This is a genomic window from Salegentibacter salinarum (genome assembly GCF_900168115.1).
GTDB classification, from domain to species: domain Bacteria; phylum Bacteroidota; class Bacteroidia; order Flavobacteriales; family Flavobacteriaceae; genus Salegentibacter; species Salegentibacter salinarum.
The window spans coordinates 323,064-344,422 of the sequence record NZ_FUZC01000001.1 but is presented as its reverse complement, the minus strand read 5'-3'; the positions used below and the strand labels follow the sequence as shown (position 1 = coordinate 344,422).

The window sequence follows — 21,359 nt, the reverse complement described above, 5'->3', positions numbered from 1 at the left end:
CAGACTACTTCAGCAATAATTCACTTGCTCCCCTATGCGAAAAATCAAGAAGAGTGTGCCAAGGATTGGATTTTAAGGTTTTGCAGCGTTTCTTTCTTCCTGTTATAGAGATCTATGGGTTTCTGAAATTTGATTGATTAGGTTGCTTTTTTCTCTTTTACCGATTTCTTCAACCAAGATTTTCCGCCATGTATGACGGCAACACGTTGTACGAGGCAACCCGTGGTAACGGTAAGTAGCGACACATGGACTTTGATACACGTATTTAAAATTTACAATTTTCTTATTACACTATCAGCCTAAAATTTTTATTTCCCAGTAAAATTCCGTTACATTTGAAAACGTAAACTTTAGGGGTGCTGATTGGTAGCAATCGGCTGAGATAAAACCCTTTGAACCTGATCCGGTTAATACCCGCGAAGGGAAAAGTGTTATCTACATATTTTTTTCATAATTCCGCTTTTGAAGGAATTCTGGTTTGTATTTACTTTTTTCTTTAGGGAATCCCCTGCAGTTTACAGCTATTAAATATCAACAAATGATAACTGTAAACGTAAACAACACTGCCCACACTTTTAATTCACTATCCAATCTTCAGGACCTTTTGACGCAGCTTGATATTTCGGAAACAGGAATTGCTGTAGCTGTCAACAATCAGATTATTTCCAAAAGCGACTGGAACCGGCGTGAATTAGGCGATGGTGAAAACATACTCATTATCAGGGCCACTCAGGGAGGATAAATGTGCTTCGGAAGAATTTCCGAACGCCAGAAATACCAATATTAAATAGAAGTAATTATGAAAAAGGACCAGTCTCCAAAGCTGCAAACCATTAGCCGTGCACCTTTCCCCAATTCTGAAAAGATCTATGTAAACGGAAAAATCCATCCCAATATAAAAGTTCCCATGCGGAAGATCTCGCTCAGTGACACGGTAGATAAATTCAACGGAAAAGTAGAAAAAAACGAGGGGGTGTTGGTGTACGATACCAGCGGTGCGTATACAGATCCATCGATAGAAATAGATGTGCGGAAGGGGTTGCATCCCGTTCGCAACAGCTGGATTGCCGGCCGGGAGGATGTAGAGCAACTACGAGGTCTTTCTTCCGGCTATGGGCGTGAGAGGGAAAACAACGAAAAGCTAGACGAATTTCGTTTCAAAAGAAACCGTAAACCTCTCAAAGCAAAACCCGGCCAGAATGTGACCCAAATGCATTATGCCCGAAAAGGGATAATTACTCCTGAAATGGAATATATTGCCATTCGTGAAAATCAAAAACTGGAGGAGATTAACTTGATCTCTGAACAACATCCCGGAAATAGTTTTGGGGCCAGTATTCCAAAAGTAATTACTCCGGAATTTGTGCGCGATGAGGTCGCTCGCGGAAGAGCCATTATTCCTTCCAATATTAACCACCCCGAAAATGAGCCGATGATTATTGGTCGAAACTTCTTAGTAAAGATCAACGCCAACATCGGGAATTCTGCTGTTTCTTCATCGATTGAAGAAGAAGTCGAAAAAGCAGTCTGGGCCTGCCGTTGGGGAGCAGATACGATTATGGATCTTTCCACCGGAAAAAACATCCACGAAACCCGAGAATGGATTCTTAGAAACTCACCGGTACCAATTGGGACTGTACCTATTTACCAGGCATTGGAAAAAGTAAACGGAAAAGCCGAAGATCTTACCTGGGATATTTTCAGAGATACGCTAATCGAGCAGGCCGAGCAGGGAGTGGATTATTTAACTATTCATGCCGGAGTCCGTTTAGCGTATGTTCCACACACTGCAAAGAGGGTAACAGGATTGGTTTCCCGCGGTGGTTCAATTATGGCAAAATGGTGCCTGGCACATCACAAAGAAAGTTTTCTGTACACTCATTTTGAAGAAATCTGTAAGATCATGAAAGCCTATGATGTCTCTTTCTCCCTTGGAGACGGCCTTCGTCCCGGGAGTATTGCCGATGCCAATGATTATGCACAGTTTGCCGAGCTTGAAACCTTGGGTGAGCTTACAAAAATCGCCTGGAAACACGATGTACAGTGTATCATCGAAGGTCCCGGTCATATCCCAATGCACATGATCAAGGAAAATATGGATAAGCAACTGGAGGTATGTGGGGAAGCCCCTTTCTACACTTTAGGCCCATTGACCACAGATATCGCGCCCGGTTACGACCACATCACCAGTGGAATTGGTGCCGCAATGATCGGTTGGTTTGGATGCGCGATGCTATGTTATGTGACGCCAAAAGAGCATTTGGGACTTCCGAACAGGGACGACGTTAAAGAAGGAGTAATCACCTATAAGATCGCTGCCCACGCTGCAGATTTGGCAAAAGGGCATCCCGGAGCACAGCACAGGGACGATGCCCTGAGTAAAGCCCGATTCGAATTCAGATGGGAAGATCAGTTTAATCTGGCGCTTGATCCTGATACCGCAAGATCTTATCACGACGAGACTTTGCCTTCTGAAAATGCCAAAGTAGCTCATTTCTGTTCTATGTGCGGACCAAATTTCTGCTCTATGAAAATTACGCAGGACGTTCGAAAATTCGCTGAAGAAAACGGAATGGATACGCAGGAAGCCATCGAGGAAGGAATGAAGAAAAAATCGGAAGAATTTAAAGCAAAAGGAAGCGAAGTCTACTTGTAAATTAAAATGAGATGCTCATCCTTATTACTTCGGAAAAAAGCAACAGTGTGGAAAAGGAACAGCTCCTTCATTTTTTTGAGAATGGGCTGCCCCTTTTGCACGTTCGAAAACCGGGAATGGTCGAAGAAGAAATGAAGTGTTGGTTATCAAAATTTGAAGAAAAATACCTTCAAAAAATGGTACTTCATCACCATCATCACCTGGCAGAAATTTTTCCGGTAAAAGGAATTCATTTGAAGGAAAGCTTTCGCAGCAATCAAAAAGATTTAGCTGGATATGTTGAGGGGTACAAATCAAAGGGCTTTACGGTCAGTTCCTCATTTCACGACTTAGAACAGTTGAAAAATAATGCTTCCTCATTTGATTATGTTTTTTTGAGTCCGGTGTTTACTTCTGTTTCCAAAAAAGGATATGAAGGTCAGACTTTTAATGTGGAGAATATTTCCTGTAAAGCTCTCGCCTTAGGTGGAATTGAAGCAGATAAAATTAGAAGAACAAAAGAATTGAGATATGCCGGAGTAGCAGTACTGGGAGCCGTTTGGCTCGCTAAAAATAAGGAGGAGGCTTTTATTGGAATTTATAATGAATACAGAAATGTCTACCACTAAAAGACCATTTGTTTTAAGTATCGCAGGATTCGACCCTTCAGGAGGAGCTGGATTGTTAGCAGATACCAAAACTTTTGAAATGCTGGGCTGTTACGGACTGGCGGTAAATACTGCAAATACGATTCAGAATGATAAAAAATTCGATACCTGTCACTGGACTTCTGACGCTATTATTCTTCAGCAACTGGAACTTTTACTGGAAAGATTTCCGGTAGGGGTGGTAAAAATTGGAATTGTAGAGAACCTTCAGGTTTTGAACAAAGTGATCGATAAACTGCTGTTGAAAAACAAAAGTATGAGGATCATCTGGGATCCGGTTATAAAATCCAGTAGCGGATTCTCATTTCAGGAACTAATTGAATTTCAGAATAATATGGAATCGGTTCTGGTAAGAGTTTTTCTTTTCACTCCGAATTTTAATGAGTTGCAACTGTTTTATCCTGAATTAAATATGGAAGAAACGATTCGGAAAATAAGCAGCCAAACCAATTTATATTTTAAAGGAGGGCATAGACAGGAAGCTGTTGGCCTTGATGAACTTTTTACCAAGGATGGGGAATATCTGAGTTTTAAGCCGGGCCGAACAGATTGTTCGGAAAAGCACGGTAGTGGATGCGTTTTATCATCCGCACTTGCAGCACAATTGGCTTTGGGTGATTCACTTCCCACAGCTGCCCAGAAAACAAAAGATTATATCGAAAAAATATTAGCATCAAATAAAACATTATTAGCATACCATAACTTATGATCTCCAACTTACATTATATATCACAGGGAGAAACTCCCGAAGAACATCTTAAAAACATCCGCCGGATATGTATCGCCGGGGCAGACTGGGTTCAATTGCGTCTTAAAAATGAAGCTTATGAAGTGGTGCTCGAAACAGCAAAAGCAGCTAAAGTCATTTGTGATGAATTTAAGGTAAAATTAATCATAAATGACTTTACGGAAATAACACAAAAAATAAATGCGAATGGCGTTCATCTAGGTAAAGAGGACAGCTGCCCTTTGCAGGCCAGAAAGCTACTGGGACCAGACAAAATCATTGGCGGAACGGCAAATACGCTAGAGGACTGTGAAAAACTTTGCGAAAAAGAGGTAGATTATATTGGCCTTGGGCCCTTCCACTTTACTACCACCAAGAAGAAACTCAGTCCAATATTGGGAGCAGCAGGTTACCGGAAGCTGCTAAGCAACCTAAATGCGAGAGGAAGATCAATGCCGGTGATTGCTATTGGTGGAATCGTACCGGAAGATCTTCCGGTTTTAGCAGAATGCGGAGTTCATGGTGTGGCCATTTCCGGATGGCTTACTACGCATCCAAAACCTGAATTAATCTTGCGGAAAATCCAACAACAATTTTCAGAAAAACAATTATGAGCAACACAGATCAATTAAAAATAGCAGACAAAACTTTTTCTTCCCGCTTATTTACGGGTACAGGAAAATTCAGCTCTTCAGAAGTAATGCAGCAAGCAGTTTTAGGTTCAGAAAGTGAACTTGTTACCGTCGCTTTGAAAAGGGTGGAACCTGGCAATGACGATGACCAGATGATCGCAGCTTTAAAGAACACACGTCTAAGCCTTCTCCCTAATACCTCGGGTGTGCGGGATGCCAAAGAAGCTGTATTTGCTGCTCTAATGGCCAGGGAAGCCCTTGAAACAAATTGGGTGAAAGTGGAAATACATCCCGATCCTAAATATTTATTACCGGACCCTATAGAGACTTTAAAAGCCTGTGAAGAATTGGTGAAACTGGGATTTGTGGTAATGCCCTACATCCACGCCGATCCGGTTTTGTGCAAACGCCTGGAAGAAGTGGGGGCGCAGTGTGTAATGCCTTTGGGAGCTCCTATAGGTAGTAATAAAGGTTTGAAAACACAGGATTTCCTTGAGATTATAATTGAACAAAGCAACGTGCCGGTGATTGTAGATGCGGGAATTGGAAGCCCGTCTCACGCCGCTCAGGCGATGGAGATAGGCGCCGATGCCGTGCTGGTGAATACTGCAATTGCCGTTTCCCCAAATCCGGTAGAAATAGCAAAAGCCTTTAAACTCGCTGTGGAAGCAGGAAGGCTCGCCTACACCGCGAAACTCGCTCAACAAAGACAACAAGCCCAAGCAAGTAGCCCTTTAACACAGTTTCTTTATGAGTAGTTTCAAAGATACTTTAAGCAAATATTCCTGGAACGAGGTGCTGCAAAGCATTTTCTCCAAAACAGAAGCCGATGTACGTTCGGCCCTGCAGAGCAGGAAAAGGAATCTTGAGGATTTTAAAGCCCATATTTCTCCTTCCGCAAAACCTTTTCTGGAACAAATGGCCCAGCAGAGCAAGACGATTTCAAAAAAACGCTTCGGAAATACAATCCAAATGTACGCTCCCATGTACCTGAGCAATGAATGCCAGAATATTTGTACCTATTGCGGCTTTAGTATGACGAATAAAATTCCGAGAAAAACTTTAAGCGATGCCGAAATAATCAAGGAAGCCGAATTTTTAAAATCAAAAGGCTACGACCATATTCTATTAGTGACTGGAGAAGCGAACAAAACTGTGGGGGTTGATTATATGTGTAATGCGGTTAAGCTGCTTAGGCCATATTTTTCTAATATTTCTATTGAAATCCAGCCTTTAGATCAGGATGAATATGAGAAGTTGATAGAAAACGGACTTTACGCTACGCTGGTTTATCAGGAAACTTATCACCGGGAAACATATAAGATCCATCACCCCAAGGGTAAAAAATCGAATTTTGATTACCGTCTGGAAACCGCAGATCGTTTGGGAAGAGCAGGAATCCATAAAATTGGGATAGGAGCGCTTTTCGGACTCGAAGACTGGAGGGCAGATAGCTTTTTCACTGCTTTGCATCTAAAATATTTGCAAAAGACCTATTGGAAAACCAGATATTCCATTTCATTTCCACGTTTGCGGCCTTTCAGCGGCGGACTCGAACCTAAAATAGAAATGACAGATCCCGATTTGCTTCAGGTTATTTGTGCCTACAGGTTGCTGGATGAAGAAGTAGAATTGTCTATTTCTACCCGGGAAAGTGAAATCTTTAGAAATAATGTGGTTCACCTGGGAATCACTTCGATGAGCGCCGAATCCAAAACAAATCCCGGGGGTTATGTGGTTGAGCCGCAATCTCTGGAGCAGTTTGAAATTTCCGACGAAAGGAGTACAGAAATTATTGCAAAAATGCTTTCGAAAAGCGGAATTGAGCCTGTTTGGAAAGATTGGGAAAAAAGCTGGTAAAGATGTTAACAAAAAAAGAAAAACAGCGCTATCTAAGGCATATCCTACTGAAGGAAATTGGGGAAGTAGGGCAACTAAAACTCAAGAAGGCGAGGGTACTGGTTATAGGCGCGGGCGGACTTGGATGTCCTGTATTACAATACCTTACCGCAGCCGGAGTTGGAAAAATAGGGGTAATAGATGATGATGTGGTTGACAGTTCCAATTTACATCGGCAGATCCTTTTTTCAGAAAAAAATATTGGGGAGCCGAAGGTAATAACTGCAAAAAACAGGCTTCAGGAGATGAATTCTTCGATAGAAATAGAGGCTTATAATGAGCGACTTACGGCAAAAAATGCGGTTGATTTATTTTTCCTATATGACATCATAGTGGAAGGGAGTGATAATTTTACCACCAAATACCTAGCAAATGATGCCGCAGTTTTAGCAGGAAAGCCCCTGGTATTTGGCTCAATTTTTAAGTTTGAGGGGCAGGTGTCGGTTTTCAATTACCGGAATGGACCCACCTATCGCTGCCTATTTCCTGAACCAGGGTCTGTAGAAGAAATGCCTTCCTGCAGTGAAGTTGGAGTTTTGGGGATCCTCCCAGGTATAGTGGGGAATCTGCAGGCAAACGAAGTGCTGAAGATGGTCCTGGGAATAGGAAACGTATTGTCGGGAAAATTGCTCATTTTCGATTCGCTTGAAATGCAAATCCGAATCTTGCCATTCTCAAAAAATTCTGGTTTGAGGATAACAAGATTAAAGGAAATTACTTTTTCCTGTGAAACTATACCTGGCGATTCAATCTCTTATCAAGAGTATTTAGAGTCCAGTTCATCTTTTACCTTACTTGATGTTAGAAATCCTGAAGAACGAAACTCATTTAACCTCGGTGGGCTACATATTCCCCTTTCAGAATTAAGAAACAGGAGTGAAGAATTAGCTTCAGAAGATAATTTGGTGGTTTATTGCGCCTCCGGTCTAAGGAGTTCCAGGGCTATCTCTGAACTCAAAAATAAATTTAGTGATAAGAAGATTTACAATCTGGAAGGTGGACTTAAAAATGTAAAAAATTGATACCGGCAGATAATTTTTATTGGTTAAAAGCAGAGAAAATTAATATTTCAAAAAATGAACGAAAAGTTATTCACTAGAAATTGCTGGTAGCCCAGTAAATTCGGGAAATATTTTACGGAAAAATGAATTTAACCTGGCCATTCACCAATTTTCCTTTCATTTCACAAAGGCTTCCTTTTAGCAAAAAAGGTTCATTATAAATTGATTTGGACACTAGTCAAAAAGCTATGAAGAGCAACTTTTTCTAAATTTAAAACACTTGCAATTTCATTTAAACTTAATGAATAGCTAGAAATTTAATAAATAATCCCTAAGTTTATCACTCATAAGTTCTTTACATACTTCATCAAACAGAATAGGTTTTACTTAAGGTAGATTAATAGGGAATCGTGTGAAAATCACGAACTGTCGCGCAACTGTAAGTAACAATTTAAAGGTACTGTCCTTATAATATCCACTGCGAAATGCGGGAAGGATGACAGAAACCGTTACAAGTCAGGAGACCTGCCTATTTTGATTGGACAATGCTTCCGCGGTTTGAAGCCCAGGTCTTAGAGATGTGCTACCAAAAATACTTTTCGTTTTATAGAAAAGGTATATCCTTTCGGTGCATGCTCCTATTTCCTTCATTTTTCATTTCGCTTAGCATTACGAAGCATTTTAAAGGCTTTTAAAAAACAATTGTTTAATTATTAAAAGTTAGAAATGCAAACGCACATTCTTGGCTATCCGCGAATTGGTAGCAACAGAGAACTCAAAAAAGCCTGCGAGCAATATTGGTCAGGCAAAAACGAACTACAGGATCTTCTCCAGGCAGGAAGAGAAAGTCGCAGGGAAAACTGGAAACTTCAACAGGAGGCTGGAATCGATTTGATTCCCTGCAATGATTTTTCATATTACGACCAGGTATTGGATATGACCCTTAGCGTGGGAGCTATTCCTGAACGTTATAAGGTAATAGCAGAAAAATCTTCTATAGCACAGTTGGATTTATATTTTGCAATGGCCAGAGGTTTTCAAAAAGATGGTTTTGATATTACTGCGATGGAAATGACCAAATGGTTTGACACTAATTACCACTATATCGTTCCTGAGTTTACTAAAAATCAGCAATTCCAACTTAGTGACGACAAAATTCTTGATGAATTTATAGAAGCAAAGAAAGCCGGAATTAAACCAAAACCTGTTATTATAGGTTTGGTTTCTTATCTTCTGTTAGGTAAAGAAAAAGAGGAAGGCTTTGATAAATTAGATTTGGTGGATAGGCTAATACCGGTTTACATTGATCTTTTAGCTGCTCTACAAAAAGAAGGAGCAGAATATATTCAATTCGATGAACCTTTTTTAGCTTTAGATCTAGATGAAAAGAGCAGGGCAGCTTTCACTTTTGTATACGAGGAGATTAGAAAGCAATTCCCTGATCTGAAATTTATCCTCGCTACGTATTTTGAAGGTTTAAAGGACAATCGGTCTTTTTGCTTGAACCTTCCCGTAGATGTTTTGCACATTGACCTGGTTCGCGGTCCCTCTGAGTTAGATGCTATAATTAGGGAATTACCAAAAGATTTAAGTTTGTCCCTGGGAATTGTAGATGGGCGTAATATCTGGAAAAATGATTTTGCAAAATCTCTGGAACTGATTCAGAAAACAAAGGAGAAGTTGGATTCAAACCGGATCTTTCTTGCTCCTTCGTGTTCTTTGTTACATGTGCCCTACGATCTGGAGCTGGAAACGGGATTAATTCCTGAAATCAAAAATTGGATGGCTTTTGCCAAACAAAAGCTGCAGGAGTTAAAAGTACTTCAGGATTTGGCCGATGGGAATGCCGAGAAGCGAATCGGAGAATTTAAAGATAATCAGAACGCTCATAAAAGTAGGAGAACTTCTTCCCTGATTCATAACCTCTCGGTTAAATCGCGGCTGGAAGAAATTTCAGAAGATGATACGCTAAGGAAAAATCCTTTTAGCCTAAGAAAAACTCAGCAGCAGGAAGCTTTAGGCCTTCCCCAGTTTCCTACAACTACCATTGGCTCCTTTCCCCAAACCAAAGAAGTTAGAAGTTGGCGGGCAAAATTTAAGAAAGGGGAATTAAATGCGCAGCAATATGATACTTTGATTAAAGGAGAAACAGAAAAGGCCATTCGCAGGCAGGAAGAAATAGGACTGGATGTACTCGTTCACGGCGAATACGAACGAAATGATATGGTGGAATATTTTGGAGAACAGCTGGAAGGAGTTCTCTTTTCAAAAAGGGGCTGGGTGCAAAGTTACGGGAGTCGATGTGTGAAGCCTCCTATTATATATGGTGATGTTTCTCGTCCAGAATCAATGACAGTTTATTGGTCGCAGTATGCACAATCTTTAACCAAAAAATGGGTTAAGGGAATGTTGACCGGTCCTGTAACTATTTTGCAGTGGTCATTTGTAAGGGACGATCAGCCCCGATCCCAAACTTGTAAACAAATTGCTTTAGCAATTAGAGATGAAGTAAGGGATTTGGAAAAAGCCGGAATACGAATAATTCAAATAGACGAACCGGCAATTAGAGAAGGACTTCCCTTACGTAAAGCAGAATGGCAGGACTATTTAAAATGGGCCATAGATTGTTTTAAAATTGCATCTAGCGCGGTAGGAGATTCCACACAAATCCATACCCATATGTGTTATTCTGAATTCAATGATATTATTGAAAATATAGCCTATATGGATGCCGATGTGATCACTATTGAATGCTCCCGTTCACAAATGGAGTTGCTAAATGCCTTCTCCACCTATAATTATCCTAATGAAATCGGTCCGGGAGTGTATGATATCCATTCCCCCAGGGTGCCCTCAACCGAAGAGATTCTTTCTTTGCTTGACAAAGCTCAAAAAGTGATTCCTGCAGAACAACTTTGGGTAAATCCAGATTGCGGCTTAAAAACCAGGAAGTGGGAAGAAACCGAAAAAGCTTTGAAAGCGATGGTGAATGCTGCAAAAATGGCCCGAGTTACAGTGGTAACAAATTAAATAATGGGCATCATTTTAGATAAACATTATGAAGCACGAAGAAAAATACTGCCCAAGGTGTAAAACAGCATTTGAATGTAAAGTTGGTTCCATACAGCTCTGTCAATGCGCTGATATAAAGTTAGACAATGAGGAACTTGAGTACATTCGTGATTTATATGAAAATTGCCTTTGCGCAAGCTGTATGAAAGAACTCAAAACAGAGTTTCACAACCGCAATTACCAGGATAAACTGAAAAATATCTTGGGCGTATTTTATAGATCACCAAAAAATCAGAAATGATATTTTAAGAAACGGCTTTGGAAATGAGAAACCCTCATTTTTAAAACCGTTTTTTTAAATTACTAATCATTTTTTTGAGGTACTGCAATGCAGTCAATTCCTTAAAGCCATCACATTTTGTGAACTATATAAGGTAATAATAATTAGCATATATAATTTTTAAATCTAACGCTAAAAGTTATCATTTGATATATGGTGAGCCAGATTAGTAATATTTGAAGGATTTCGCTGAATAAAAGGAAGAATAAAAATTGACAATTTAGCTTCGTTAAGTTCACAGTTAATTAAAATGAAAACTATTATTCTATGATAGCTTTGTATAAAAGTTTTTATTAGCCATTGAAAGGGAAGAGTCATTATGGAGCTTCCCTTTTCTGTTTAAAATTGAATACAAGTTATGAGATTATTTATTCTTCTTCTTTTCCTTTCTCCTATATATGAAGTGAACTCCCAGGAAAGATTATCCCAGGAAATTGCCTTCGTTGCAGATATTCATTTTCAGGATATTTATGGTGTATATGAGAATTTCGAAGGCTTGCGTGTTCCTGGTAGAGATAGAAAAGCAAAGATTAGAACAATGCATGCTCAATTACATTCTACCCGGTTATTTAATGAAAACTATTTTGTTCTTAAGGCGGTACTTGATAACATTGCGAGTCGTGGGATTAAGTTAGTCGCCTTTCCAGGAGATTATACCGATGATGGACAGCCAGTAAACCTTAATGGGCTTGATAAAATTTTAAAGGAATACAACGAAACCCACGAAATCAATTTTTTTATAACCACGGGGAACCACGACCCGGTAAGACCTACCTCTGTACCTGGGGGTAAACATGACTTCCTGGGAAGCGATGGAAGAAACCAACCCATATATAGTGAACCGGGACTTTATAATGCAAAGCCAGGTGAAAATGAGGTAATTATAGAACCCAAACTTAGTATGGCAGGGTATAAAGAAATTCTAAAAACATTAGGAGAACATGGATTTTTTCCCCAGCGTAATTACATTTATTGGGAAACCCCTTTTTCAGACTATACCGCAAAAACCTATTCTTTTGAGAATGCACAAAAGGCATCCCTAATAACCAACCGGATGTACCAACAAACCGATTCCCTTCAGATACCAGATGCTTCGTACCTGGTTGAACCTGTTAAGGATTTATGGCTATTGGCCATTGATGGAAATACCTATGTCCCGACTAAAAATGTAAATTTAAGTGGTGCCAGAGAGGGTTATAATAATGCCATAAACCATAAAAAACATTTGTTTAAATGGATAAAAGATGTGGCAGACAGGGCCAAAAAATCAGGTAAAATCCTGGTGGCTTTCAGTCATTATCCCGCTGTAGATTTTAACGATGATGCCTCGGTCGATCTTAGGGAGTTTTTAGGGGAAAATAAATGGCAATTAAACCGTGTGCCTGAAGAAGGGATTGCAAAAACTTTGGCAGAAGCAGGTATAAAAATCCACTTTTCGGGACATATGCATATCAACGATACGGGTAAAAGGGATTTTAAAGAAGGTGAATTTTTAATAAATATTCAAACGCCATCACTGGCCGCCTATATTCCCGGGTATAAAATTTTACGCCTGAATAAAACCTTTGCAGAAATTGAAACTGTAAATATTAAGGAGGTTAGTGGTTTTAAGGAATTGTTTCCGCTTTACCGTCTTGAACACAAGTATTTGAAGGAATCAGGAAAAGAAGTTTGGAATGATGATATTCTGGACAGTAGGAACTACCACGATTTTACTGTTCATCACCTGAAAAACCTTGTAAAACTTCGGTTTTTACCAAATGACTGGCCAGCTGAATTCCGTGAATTCTTATCCGGATTAAGTGGAAAAGAAATCCTGTTACTCTCAACCTATACGGGCAAAAAAACTTCTAGCGAATTCCTGAATAATAAAAAGGCGATAGCTAAGCAAGCAAAGAAACTTTCTACCACCATCAATCTTCAAGATTATGAGCATTGGAAAGGGGACACCATGATTTTGGATTTTTATAAAATCCGAAATGCCGATAAGTTGGCCTTCAATGATATTAACACAGAACGTATAGACCAGTATAGCACCATAATTTCTTATGCTTTAAACAATCCTAATTTAGCTAGTAGTAAAAATGGAAATGCTCAAAAGCTATACGAGTTTTTGAGCATTTTTAATAAGTTTATAAATGGTTTGCCAGCCAATAATTTATCTATTGATTTAAAGACCGGAGAGATTAAGGAAGTTAAATAACTTATTCTGGTATTTCCAAAGCTTCTAAAATCTTGCTAAAAATGGCAGTGTTTTCGTAAACTCCCCTAAAGATACCTGATTTTGGACCATAGGAAAAGATAGGGACCATAGTAGCAGTATGGTCATTGGTTAAAAAACCGGCTTCCAATTTCCTTGTTTCAAGATCACCTTGCATAATGCCTAAACCCGAAGTCTCATGATCTGCAGTGACCACTACTAAGGTCTTTTTGTTATTATCTGCAACTTTTAATGCTTCTGCCACTGCAAGGTCAAAGTCAATTACCTCCTGAACAATGCCCGCAAAATTATTGGTATGTCCATTGCTATCTATCTTAGCTCCCTCAATCATTAAAAAGTAGGGTTTATCCTGGCTTTCCAGGTTTTGAAGTGCCTTTTTGACATGGAATGCAAATTGGTTTCCTTTGTAAAGTCTTTCATCGTTAGAAAGAAAGATAGCCGTCCTTCCTTTTACAGCAACAAAATCAGAAAGCTCTTTTTTATTAAAGACATCCGCTACAGTATTGAAAGTATCTTTCCCGTTAGCGATAAAGAAATTAATGTGACTTTGTTTTAAGTCTTCCAGAATTTGTGCACTATTGTCGCGTTCTTTAACATGGGCATAAAAGGAGGAAGGAGTAGCTCCTGTAATTTTATCATTGGTAATTATCCCGTTAATAAAACCCCGAGGGGCAAGAATTTCCGGGAGCCCCTTTAAAGATTCCCCCATCGGTCCGGTACCAATAGCGCGGTTGTTAGTTTTATTTCCAGTAGCTATGGCTGTTCCACCGGCGGCAGAATCAGTTACTAGGTCATCATAAGAGGAAGTCTTTACCAGGCCAATATCCTTTAATTGTGTCAGCGTAAGTTCCCCCTGGTTAGCGATCATTCCTGAAGAAATTTGATTCAATCCGTTGCCATCACCGATCATTAGAATAATATTTTCTGGCCTGGCTGCTGTAGGTATTTTAAATTCTGGTTTATAGACAGGAACTGCATCCTTTAACCTAAAAGTATGCTTATCTAAACTTTGTAAATAAGCAGAAGCTCCAGCAGGATTATCAGTATTAATTAAATCTACCCCCATTTTTGCAAACCTGCTCCAGGCTGTTTTGGTATCAGGTGCTCCCCAAAACCGAAAAGGCTTATCAACTTTTTTGACTTTGGCAATCACATTTTTTACCTTTTCGAGATCTTCGGCAGTCAGTCGCCCCAGTCCGTTCCATTGGGAATAGGTTCTGAAATTGGTGCTGATCAAAGCAATTTTAGCTAAATTAATCTGTTCAAGGTTGTTTAAATCCTGATGGTCAAATTTTACAAAATCCGGATAGTCGCTATAATTTACGACTTTAGGCCTGTTCCCGGAAATAACGATGGAAAGCTGTTTAGCTTGGGTCAATTGCGGATACCCCTCCAGGACTTCCATTAGTTTAGTTAGCGTATTTTCTGCTTCGGTTTTTATATCAATTAAAAGCTGAATTTCTCTCAGTTGCGTTGATTTAGCCAGGCTCTTCAGGGGATCTAAATACAAGTTCTCAAGGCGGTTTTCATCCTGGATTTCATCTTCAGTATGTGCCACATATAGGCGATTGTCTTTCAAAAAAACATCAACTTCAATAGAAGCTGCCTTATTAGTATAGGCTTTCCAGAAAGGGAATTCCTGTTTATAATCGTTATGAGAATGAAACTGATAAGACTCTTGGGCCTCAACTGGCAGGAAAAAATTGCATAAATAGAAAAACAGGGACGCCCACATTATAATTTTATTTTTCATAGGAATGGTTGTTTATGGCTTGGATTAGCTTGTGATAGATTTCATTATTTTCGTAAATACCCGAAAAAAGTTGTTCTTGACTACCTTTAGCAAAAACAGGCACCAATTCTGCGCTATGTTGGTCGTCGTTAAAATATACCTGAACTTTTTTAGGAACTTCCTGCTGCTGCTCATCATAGGATTTTCCAATACTAACTCCCCCCGTTTCATGATCAGCTGTAACTACCAATAAAGTATTGGGATGGGAGGCTATAAAATCTAATACAACACCTAATGTCTTATCAAAATCAAGGACCTCCTGGATCATCATTTCATCATCTTTGGCATGTCCACCCCAATCAATATAGGAACCTTCAATCATAAAAAAGAAGGGTTGTTCATGCTTGCTAAAATAATCAAGGCCTTTTTGTGTTGCGGTTTGCAGGTAATCTTTTCGTCCTTGTGTTTTTGAAGGCAATCCATCTTCGGCGAGGATAAATGCGTTTTTCCGAGATAGATCCACACTTCCTAACTCTAAAGTATCAAGGTGGTAATTTTTATCGATGAGTTTGTCAAAAAGACTAACACCATCTTTCGATGTGCCAAAATATTTTCTTCCTCCGCCGGTGAAAAAATCAATATTTGCTTCAACCAACTGCTCTGCAATTTCCACATGCATATCCCTGTCTTTAACATGGGCATAAAAAGAAGCAGGGGTGGCGTGAGTTATCGAGGTTAAACTTACCAGCCCCGTTTTATAATTTCTTTCCTGTAAATTCTCCAGAATGCTGGGGAGAGGAAGGCTGTCTTTTGAAACACCTATAGCCCTTTTATAGGTCTTTTCTCCAGTAGCAATTGCAGTACCCCCTGACGCCGAATCTGTAATTAAATGACTAAGACTGGTAGTGTTACTAAGACCAATGGTTTTGAACTGTTTAAAATTCGGGGTGTTCTCCCCAAAATAGAATGCACTGGAAACCTGTGGAATCCCCATACCATCACCTACCATTAGAATTATATTTAAGGCTTGATGATTTCCTTTTTCTTTATTCTCTGAATCTTTTTCTTCAGAAATATTCCCACAACTCCATAATGTTGTAGCAAGAACTAATAAACTAAAATTTATCTTTATTTTTTTCATTTCTTTCTAATAAAAAGAGTGGCAGAAAGCCTGGGCCTTCTACCACTCAGTAAAAAACTAACACACACATTAAGTTTAATATCCAGAATTTTGTTCCAAATAGCCATCTACATTAGATGCCCCATCTATAGCCTCCTGAGGAATTGGGAACAACCTATGGTTTACATCACTATCTGTTTTGGAAGTCCAGGAATCTTCATAGGTTCCAAAACGAATTTGGTCTGTCCTACGGGACATTTCCCAGTAGAATTCAAAGCCACGTTCGCGGTATAAAGTTTCCAGATTGATGGAGGATAATTCAGCTGGAGTTTGCTCAGGGCGAGCGTTCCTGGAGGTTCTAACGGTATTAACATCGGCTAGTGCGCTCGCATTATCCCCTTTTCTAAGGTTAGCTTCTGCCCGCATCAGGTATATATCTGCAAGTCTTAAAAGAATCAAGTCTACGTTACTGTAGTTATTTCCATTTGGAGAAGTTTTACTGAATTGCCATTTTGCAAATCTATATCCGCCAGCATAGCTATTCTGGTTTTGAATACTTATATCTAAAGTATGATCCACATAGTACCAAATATCTTCAATGTCAGAGCCGTTTTCCCTTGCTTCAGCCAGTGGATAAATTCTGTATTGCCCGCCGGAACCAGTCATAAAATCACCAGATCTAAAATTTTCCTTTCGCGGTGCCCACATTGTACCCCTTATGATGCCCCGGTCAATTTCAAAGTCAGCATCAGCTAGAAAGTAATGATCTTTATCACTTCGTAAACCTAAGGTGTCATTTTTGTATGGAGTAAGACCTTCTATATCTTCCAGTTCTTCAGGTACCATAGCATTTTTTTGGTAAAACCTCGCGTCTGCGTCTGCAGGATCCACATCGCCATATGCATCAACCCATGTCTGGTAGAAATCGGGGGTAGCTGCAGGACCATCTGTTCCATCCATACTTAAATAGTCCTCTCCCGGTCTTGGGAATAGTGATCCGGACATCGACCAGTAGGCCCAGCGGTTATGATCGTTATTAAGAACTCCTCTTTGGTCAAGAGAGAAGATAATTTCCGAATTATTGTGATTTTCGTCGTTAAAAAGATCAAAATATTCCGGGGATAATGAGAAACCACCTTCATTTATAACAAGACTGGTATAGGTGATTACATTGTCCATATCTGAATTCGTGAAATTGGGAGTCCCGTACGGAGCTCTATATACACCTGCATTTAAATATAATTTTGCCAGGAAACCATATACAGCCGATTGGGTCATTCTTCCAGGGCCCTTATCAGTATTGATTACATCTACTATTGATAGGAATTCGTCCTCGATATAGTTAACCGCATCTTCTCCTCTAAGTATTTCAGAAGTGCCGGAAGTACTTTCCTTTTTAAAAGCAAGTCCCCAACTATCCAGGAACAGCATGTTTTCATAGGCTCTTAAGGCTTTCATCTCAGCGAGTGCCTGCTGTGCTTCCATATTTCCCTTGTCAGCTAGAGGCGTAAGTACTTCAATAGCTGCAACGGTTCTAAAAAGTGCGGTTGTTAAATAACTCCAGGTTCCGGTAACTAAACTATTATTGGCAGACATAGTATGCCTGTGAGCGGTAGTGTACACATCGTTATCTGCCCACTGCGTACCACCTAATCCGGTTCTGGGTGGTAAAATGGCTTCATCCGAAGCTATCTCCTGTAAACCGAAATACCTGGTATGGCGGAAAGTTTGTGGTAATATTCCATAAGCCGCTGCCAAAGTCCCGGAGACAGGTTCGGCTAGTCCATCGGTTCCAGTCAAAGATTCATCAAGGATTTCTTCTTCCAAATCAGTGCAACTGGTAAATACTAAGGCACCCAGGCCAAAAATTACAGTTAGAATTTTATTTTTCATTTTAAATTTTTTTGAAATTAGAATGCTATGTTTAAACCAAAAGTGAATGTTCTTGGCGTAGGATAGGTGTAATAATCGATTCCATAAGACTTAGAATCGCCGGAGTTTCCGGTATTTAATTCCGGGTCAAAACCACTGTAATCTGTGATTACAAACAAATTCTGGCCGGTAAGGGAAAAACCTATATTGGTGAACATATTATTCAGGCCTATTAAATTAGGATCAAGGTTATAAGCCAGGGTAGCGTTGTTTAAGCGAAGAAAACTACCATCTTCCAAATAACGGGTTGATACAGTATTGGAATTACTTGGGTCTTCATTGGGAAATTCAATAGCCTGTTCAGTGGTATTAAGAGAGTTTGAAATTTGTGTTTTATTGAACAAACTCATCCTCGTGTGGTTATATATTTTATTTCCACTTACCCCGTTGAAATTTAGACCAAGGTCAAAGTTTTTATACCTGAAATTGGTGTAAAAAGCGTAAATAATATCAGGAATAGCACTACCGGCAGATATTCGGTCACTATTATCAATCTGTCCATCCCCATTTACATCGGTAAAGCTGTTAAATCCATCTTCTCCAATACCATTAAATTCCCGAAGGAAAAAATTCCCGATTGGCCTGTTATTCATGTAACCATTAATAGTAGCCCCGGTTTGCCCTGCCCCGCTGGCAGAACCAGTTGTAACAATAGTAAAAGGGGAATCGGTAATTTCATTGGTTATATAGGAGAAGTTTCCTCCTAGGTTATAAGAAAAATTACGACTTTGGTCACTTTGGTAATCTAAAGCAACTTCAAGTCCGTTGTTCTTAATTTTCATCCCCGGGATATTTTGCCATCTGAAACCTACTTCGTCTATAGGGTCCTGGGTCGAAAAATATAATAATACATCGTTGGTTTCCTTGATAAAGTAATCGAAGGTACCGGTGAACCTGGAATTTAATATTCCAAAATCTATCCCGATATTGCTCTGTGTTGTTTCTTCCCATTGTAGGTCAGGATTAGCAGTTCGGGCGAAAACCAACCCATAAGGATAATTCTCCCTGGTAAGAATATTCTCATCTAATGGGTAAATATCATTGTCCTCAAAACTTTCACCATAACTAGGTTGCGTTTGCTTGGATGGAATTTCCTGGTTTCCTGATTTTCCCCAACTTGCTCTTAATTTTAAATTAGAGAAAATGGAATTTTCCATAAAACTTTCCCTGTGTATATTCCATCCTAATGCCAGGGAAGGGAAAGTAGCATACTTATTGTTTTCTCCAAATTTTGTGGAGCCGTCCGAACGTAAGGTACCTGTGATTAAATACCTGTCTTTAAATGTATAATTGACCCGGCCAAAGACTGATTGCAATTCATTTTTTGTTGCATTCGACCAGTGGGTAGCATCTTCTCCCCGGGCTTCTCCAAGCTGGTACCTGGGTTCAACACCATTATCGGGGAAGTCTGAAAAATAAAACCCCTTTGCTTCAATAAAAAATTGCTGAAAAGAGTGCCCGGCCAGTAAATTCAGAGAATGGTCTCCCCTTTCAACTTCGTAATTAAGAGTGTTTTCTATTAAAGTATTTCTATTAGTAGTAAAACTTGTTTCAAGTGATCCAAGGGCAAAATCAGGATCCTGAGAATATGGAATAAACTGGATGTCCCTGTCTGTTTTAGAGTAATCTACCCCAAAGTTAAGTTTGTATGTTAAACCTTCGAGAATCTCGAGGGAAGGAGAAATATTGGCAATCATCCTGTTATTGTTACTATAGTCTCCGAAGATGTTTTCAATAATTAAAGGGTTGATGCCTGTCCCGAAAACTGTAGGTTCACCATTTGTATATGCAGGTGTGGTGGGATTTAGCTGGAGCATGCCGGGAATAATACTGTTGGCATTAGGCCGCTCATTCTCAACTCGGGAAGCCGTAAGATTTAAATCAACCTTTAATCTATCTTTTAAACCTGTTTGAGAAACGTTTACTCGTGCCGAATACCGTTGAAGTTCGCTATTGTTAAGAATTCCTTCCTGGTCCTGGGCACCCAGGGAAGCGAAGTAAGAGGTTTGTTCGGAACCGCCACTCATAGAAAAGTTTATGTTATTTGAGACTGCGGTCCTGGTGAGTTCTTCCTGCCAGTCAGTATTTCCGCCGTTATCGCTTAGGCTCCCTCCTATCTCCTGGACAACGTTTCTAAATTCTTCAGCCGAGAAAACATCTATTTTATTGGCTATATTGGAAATACCTGTCGAAGCGGTTAGATTCATTTGCGCCCTACCCTTTTTCCCCTGTTTGGTAGTGATTACAACTACACCGTTAGCAGCCCTGGAACCATAGATGGCAGCTGCCGAAGCATCTTTAAGTACGTTAATCGATTCAATATCCTGGGTATTGATGAAGTTTAAAGGGTTTGTGGGAACACCTATAGAGGAATTATCTAAAACAAAACCATCTATCACATAGAGTGGAGAAGTTCCGGAACGTAAGGTACTTACACCTCTAATCACAATATCCTGACCAGCACCGGGTTCACCACTGCTATTGGTTACATTTAAACCCGAAACTTTCCCTTGCAAAAGGTCTCCGGGATTTGAAACTATACCTTTATTAAATTCCTCACTGTCCACGGAACTTACAGCTCCTGTTAGATCAGACTTTTTTTGTGTTCCATATCCAACAATCACAACTTCATCCAAAGAAGCACTATCCGTTTCCAACTGGATTTCAAAATAAGACTTATCAGAGATTAGAATTTCATGGGTTTCAAATCCTACGAAGGAAATCTGAAGAGTATCTCCTTCCTGGGCTTCAATAGAAAATTCTCCGTCAAAGTTAGTGGTTACCCCACGGTTGGTTTCTTTTACCTGCACAGTAGCTCCGGGTAAAGGAATTCCATTTTCATCCAGGACTGTTCCATTAATTGTTTGCTGGATACTCTCCTCGTTGTTCTTTTTAATTAGAAAAGATTCGTCAAAAATAGGAGCTGAATTTCCTGCCTGTGTGATCAGTAAAACAGAAAGACCGATAATTAGCCTGTTCGGTTTTTTTTGTTTAAATTTAAAATACATTTTTTAAGTGATTGATTTGACATTGCTTAATTTTTGACCGCAGTTGTTGGTAGCAACTGCGGTATTTTTATGCTTAATTTTATTCCATGCGTATTATTTTAAGTGGTTAGAAATTACTATTTTATTAAGTGTATTTTAACACTTAAGTTACCACTGCGAATTAATATAAAATGTCTCTATTAAAGTTTAGTACGAGATTATCCTTCAGTTAAAAAGTTTTGATAGAATATTATTTTTGGTAACACCCAAACAATTTTTTAATAACGAAATTTTAATTCTACAACTAATACGAAAACCTTTTCATCTTCATTTTTATTAACATAAAATATTCTTCTGATGACTTTAGCTTAACATTAACTGAGTATTTAGTGTGGTAAACCTCTTTTGAACCCAATCTCTTACACTTAATAGAGTCATAAAAAATTAATCGCA

Annotated in this window: 15 protein-coding genes and 2 riboswitches; of the genes, 11 read left to right on the top strand and 4 right to left on the bottom strand. The window is 39.4% G+C overall.

The window, feature by feature from the left end:
• The first annotated feature begins 342 nt into the window (after nucleotides 1-342).
• A riboswitch (TPP riboswitch) is annotated at nucleotides 343-442 on the top strand.
• Nucleotides 443-538: 96 nt separating this feature from the next.
• The 11 genes from thiS (at nucleotide 539) to B5X53_RS01465 (ending at nucleotide 13,117) form a co-directional block, all read left to right on the top strand.
• Nucleotides 539-742, top strand: coding sequence for a sulfur carrier protein ThiS (gene thiS / locus B5X53_RS01515; protein WP_079711717.1), 204 nt, complete (start codon nucleotides 539-541; stop codon nucleotides 740-742).
• Between the two features lie 57 nt (nucleotides 743-799).
• A complete protein-coding gene (gene thiC, locus B5X53_RS01510; protein ID WP_079711467.1) occupies nucleotides 800-2,656 on the top strand; it encodes a phosphomethylpyrimidine synthase ThiC in 1,857 nt (618 codons plus the stop codon).
• An 11-nt stretch (nucleotides 2,657-2,667) separates the two neighbouring features.
• A complete protein-coding gene (locus B5X53_RS01505) occupies nucleotides 2,668-3,264 on the top strand; it encodes a thiamine phosphate synthase (RefSeq protein ID WP_079711466.1) in 597 nt (198 codons plus the stop codon).
• Complete coding sequence (locus B5X53_RS01500; protein ID WP_079711716.1) at nucleotides 3,251-4,012, top strand: bifunctional hydroxymethylpyrimidine kinase/phosphomethylpyrimidine kinase; 762 nt, start codon at nucleotides 3,251-3,253, stop codon at nucleotides 4,010-4,012. Before B5X53_RS01505 ends, B5X53_RS01500 begins: the two co-directional genes overlap by 14 nt.
• The gene (thiE, locus tag B5X53_RS01495; protein WP_079711465.1) at nucleotides 4,009-4,644 is read left to right on the top strand and encodes a thiamine phosphate synthase; all 636 of its coding nucleotides are present in this window, start codon (nucleotides 4,009-4,011) and stop codon (nucleotides 4,642-4,644) included. Before B5X53_RS01500 ends, thiE begins: the two co-directional genes overlap by 4 nt.
• On the top strand, nucleotides 4,641-5,420 hold the full coding sequence (locus tag B5X53_RS01490; RefSeq protein WP_079711464.1) for a thiazole synthase: 780 nt from the start codon (nucleotides 4,641-4,643) through the stop codon (nucleotides 5,418-5,420). The genes thiE and B5X53_RS01490 overlap by 4 nt, the downstream gene beginning before the upstream one ends.
• Nucleotides 5,413-6,522 carry a 2-iminoacetate synthase ThiH gene (gene thiH / locus B5X53_RS01485; RefSeq protein ID WP_079711463.1) on the top strand — a complete coding sequence of 370 codons (1,110 nt, stop codon included), beginning with the start codon at nucleotides 5,413-5,415 and terminating at the stop codon, nucleotides 6,520-6,522. The genes B5X53_RS01490 and thiH overlap by 8 nt, the downstream gene beginning before the upstream one ends.
• A 2-nt stretch (nucleotides 6,523-6,524) precedes the next feature.
• Nucleotides 6,525-7,583, top strand: coding sequence for a HesA/MoeB/ThiF family protein (gene moeB, locus B5X53_RS01480; protein ID WP_079711462.1), 1,059 nt, complete (start codon nucleotides 6,525-6,527; stop codon nucleotides 7,581-7,583).
• Between the two features lie 340 nt (nucleotides 7,584-7,923).
• A riboswitch (cobalamin riboswitch) is annotated at nucleotides 7,924-8,109 on the top strand.
• A 179-nt stretch (nucleotides 8,110-8,288) separates the two neighbouring features.
• Nucleotides 8,289-10,592 carry a 5-methyltetrahydropteroyltriglutamate--homocysteine S-methyltransferase gene (metE, locus tag B5X53_RS01475; protein ID WP_079711461.1) on the top strand — a complete coding sequence of 768 codons (2,304 nt, stop codon included), beginning with the start codon at nucleotides 8,289-8,291 and terminating at the stop codon, nucleotides 10,590-10,592.
• 28 nt (nucleotides 10,593-10,620) lie between these two features.
• On the top strand, nucleotides 10,621-10,875 hold the full coding sequence (locus tag B5X53_RS01470) for a cysteine-rich CWC family protein (protein ID WP_079711460.1): 255 nt from the start codon (nucleotides 10,621-10,623) through the stop codon (nucleotides 10,873-10,875).
• A 397-nt stretch (nucleotides 10,876-11,272) separates the two neighbouring features.
• Nucleotides 11,273-13,117, top strand: coding sequence for a metallophosphoesterase (locus B5X53_RS01465; protein WP_079711459.1), 1,845 nt, complete (start codon nucleotides 11,273-11,275; stop codon nucleotides 13,115-13,117).
• A 1-nt stretch (nucleotide 13,118) separates the two neighbouring features.
• Here B5X53_RS01465 and B5X53_RS01460 read toward each other — a convergent pair whose 3' ends face one another.
• The 4 genes from B5X53_RS01460 to B5X53_RS01445 all read right to left on the bottom strand — a co-directional run bounded on the left by B5X53_RS01460 (nucleotide 13,119) and on the right by B5X53_RS01445 (nucleotide 20,927).
• Nucleotides 13,119-14,888 (bottom strand): alkaline phosphatase, encoded by a 1,770-nt coding sequence (locus B5X53_RS01460; protein WP_079711458.1) that lies wholly within the window; start codon nucleotides 14,886-14,888, stop codon nucleotides 13,119-13,121.
• A complete protein-coding gene (locus B5X53_RS01455; protein ID WP_079711457.1) occupies nucleotides 14,878-16,008 on the bottom strand; it encodes an alkaline phosphatase in 1,131 nt (376 codons plus the stop codon). The genes B5X53_RS01460 and B5X53_RS01455 overlap by 11 nt, the downstream gene beginning before the upstream one ends.
• A 75-nt stretch (nucleotides 16,009-16,083) precedes the next feature.
• A complete protein-coding gene (locus B5X53_RS01450) occupies nucleotides 16,084-17,880 on the bottom strand; it encodes a RagB/SusD family nutrient uptake outer membrane protein (RefSeq protein WP_079711456.1) in 1,797 nt (598 codons plus the stop codon).
• A 17-nt stretch (nucleotides 17,881-17,897) separates the two neighbouring features.
• Nucleotides 17,898-20,927, bottom strand: a complete 3,030-nt coding sequence (locus B5X53_RS01445; RefSeq protein WP_079711455.1) for a SusC/RagA family TonB-linked outer membrane protein — start codon at nucleotides 20,925-20,927, stop codon at nucleotides 17,898-17,900.
• Nucleotides 20,928-21,359 lie beyond the last annotated feature (432 nt).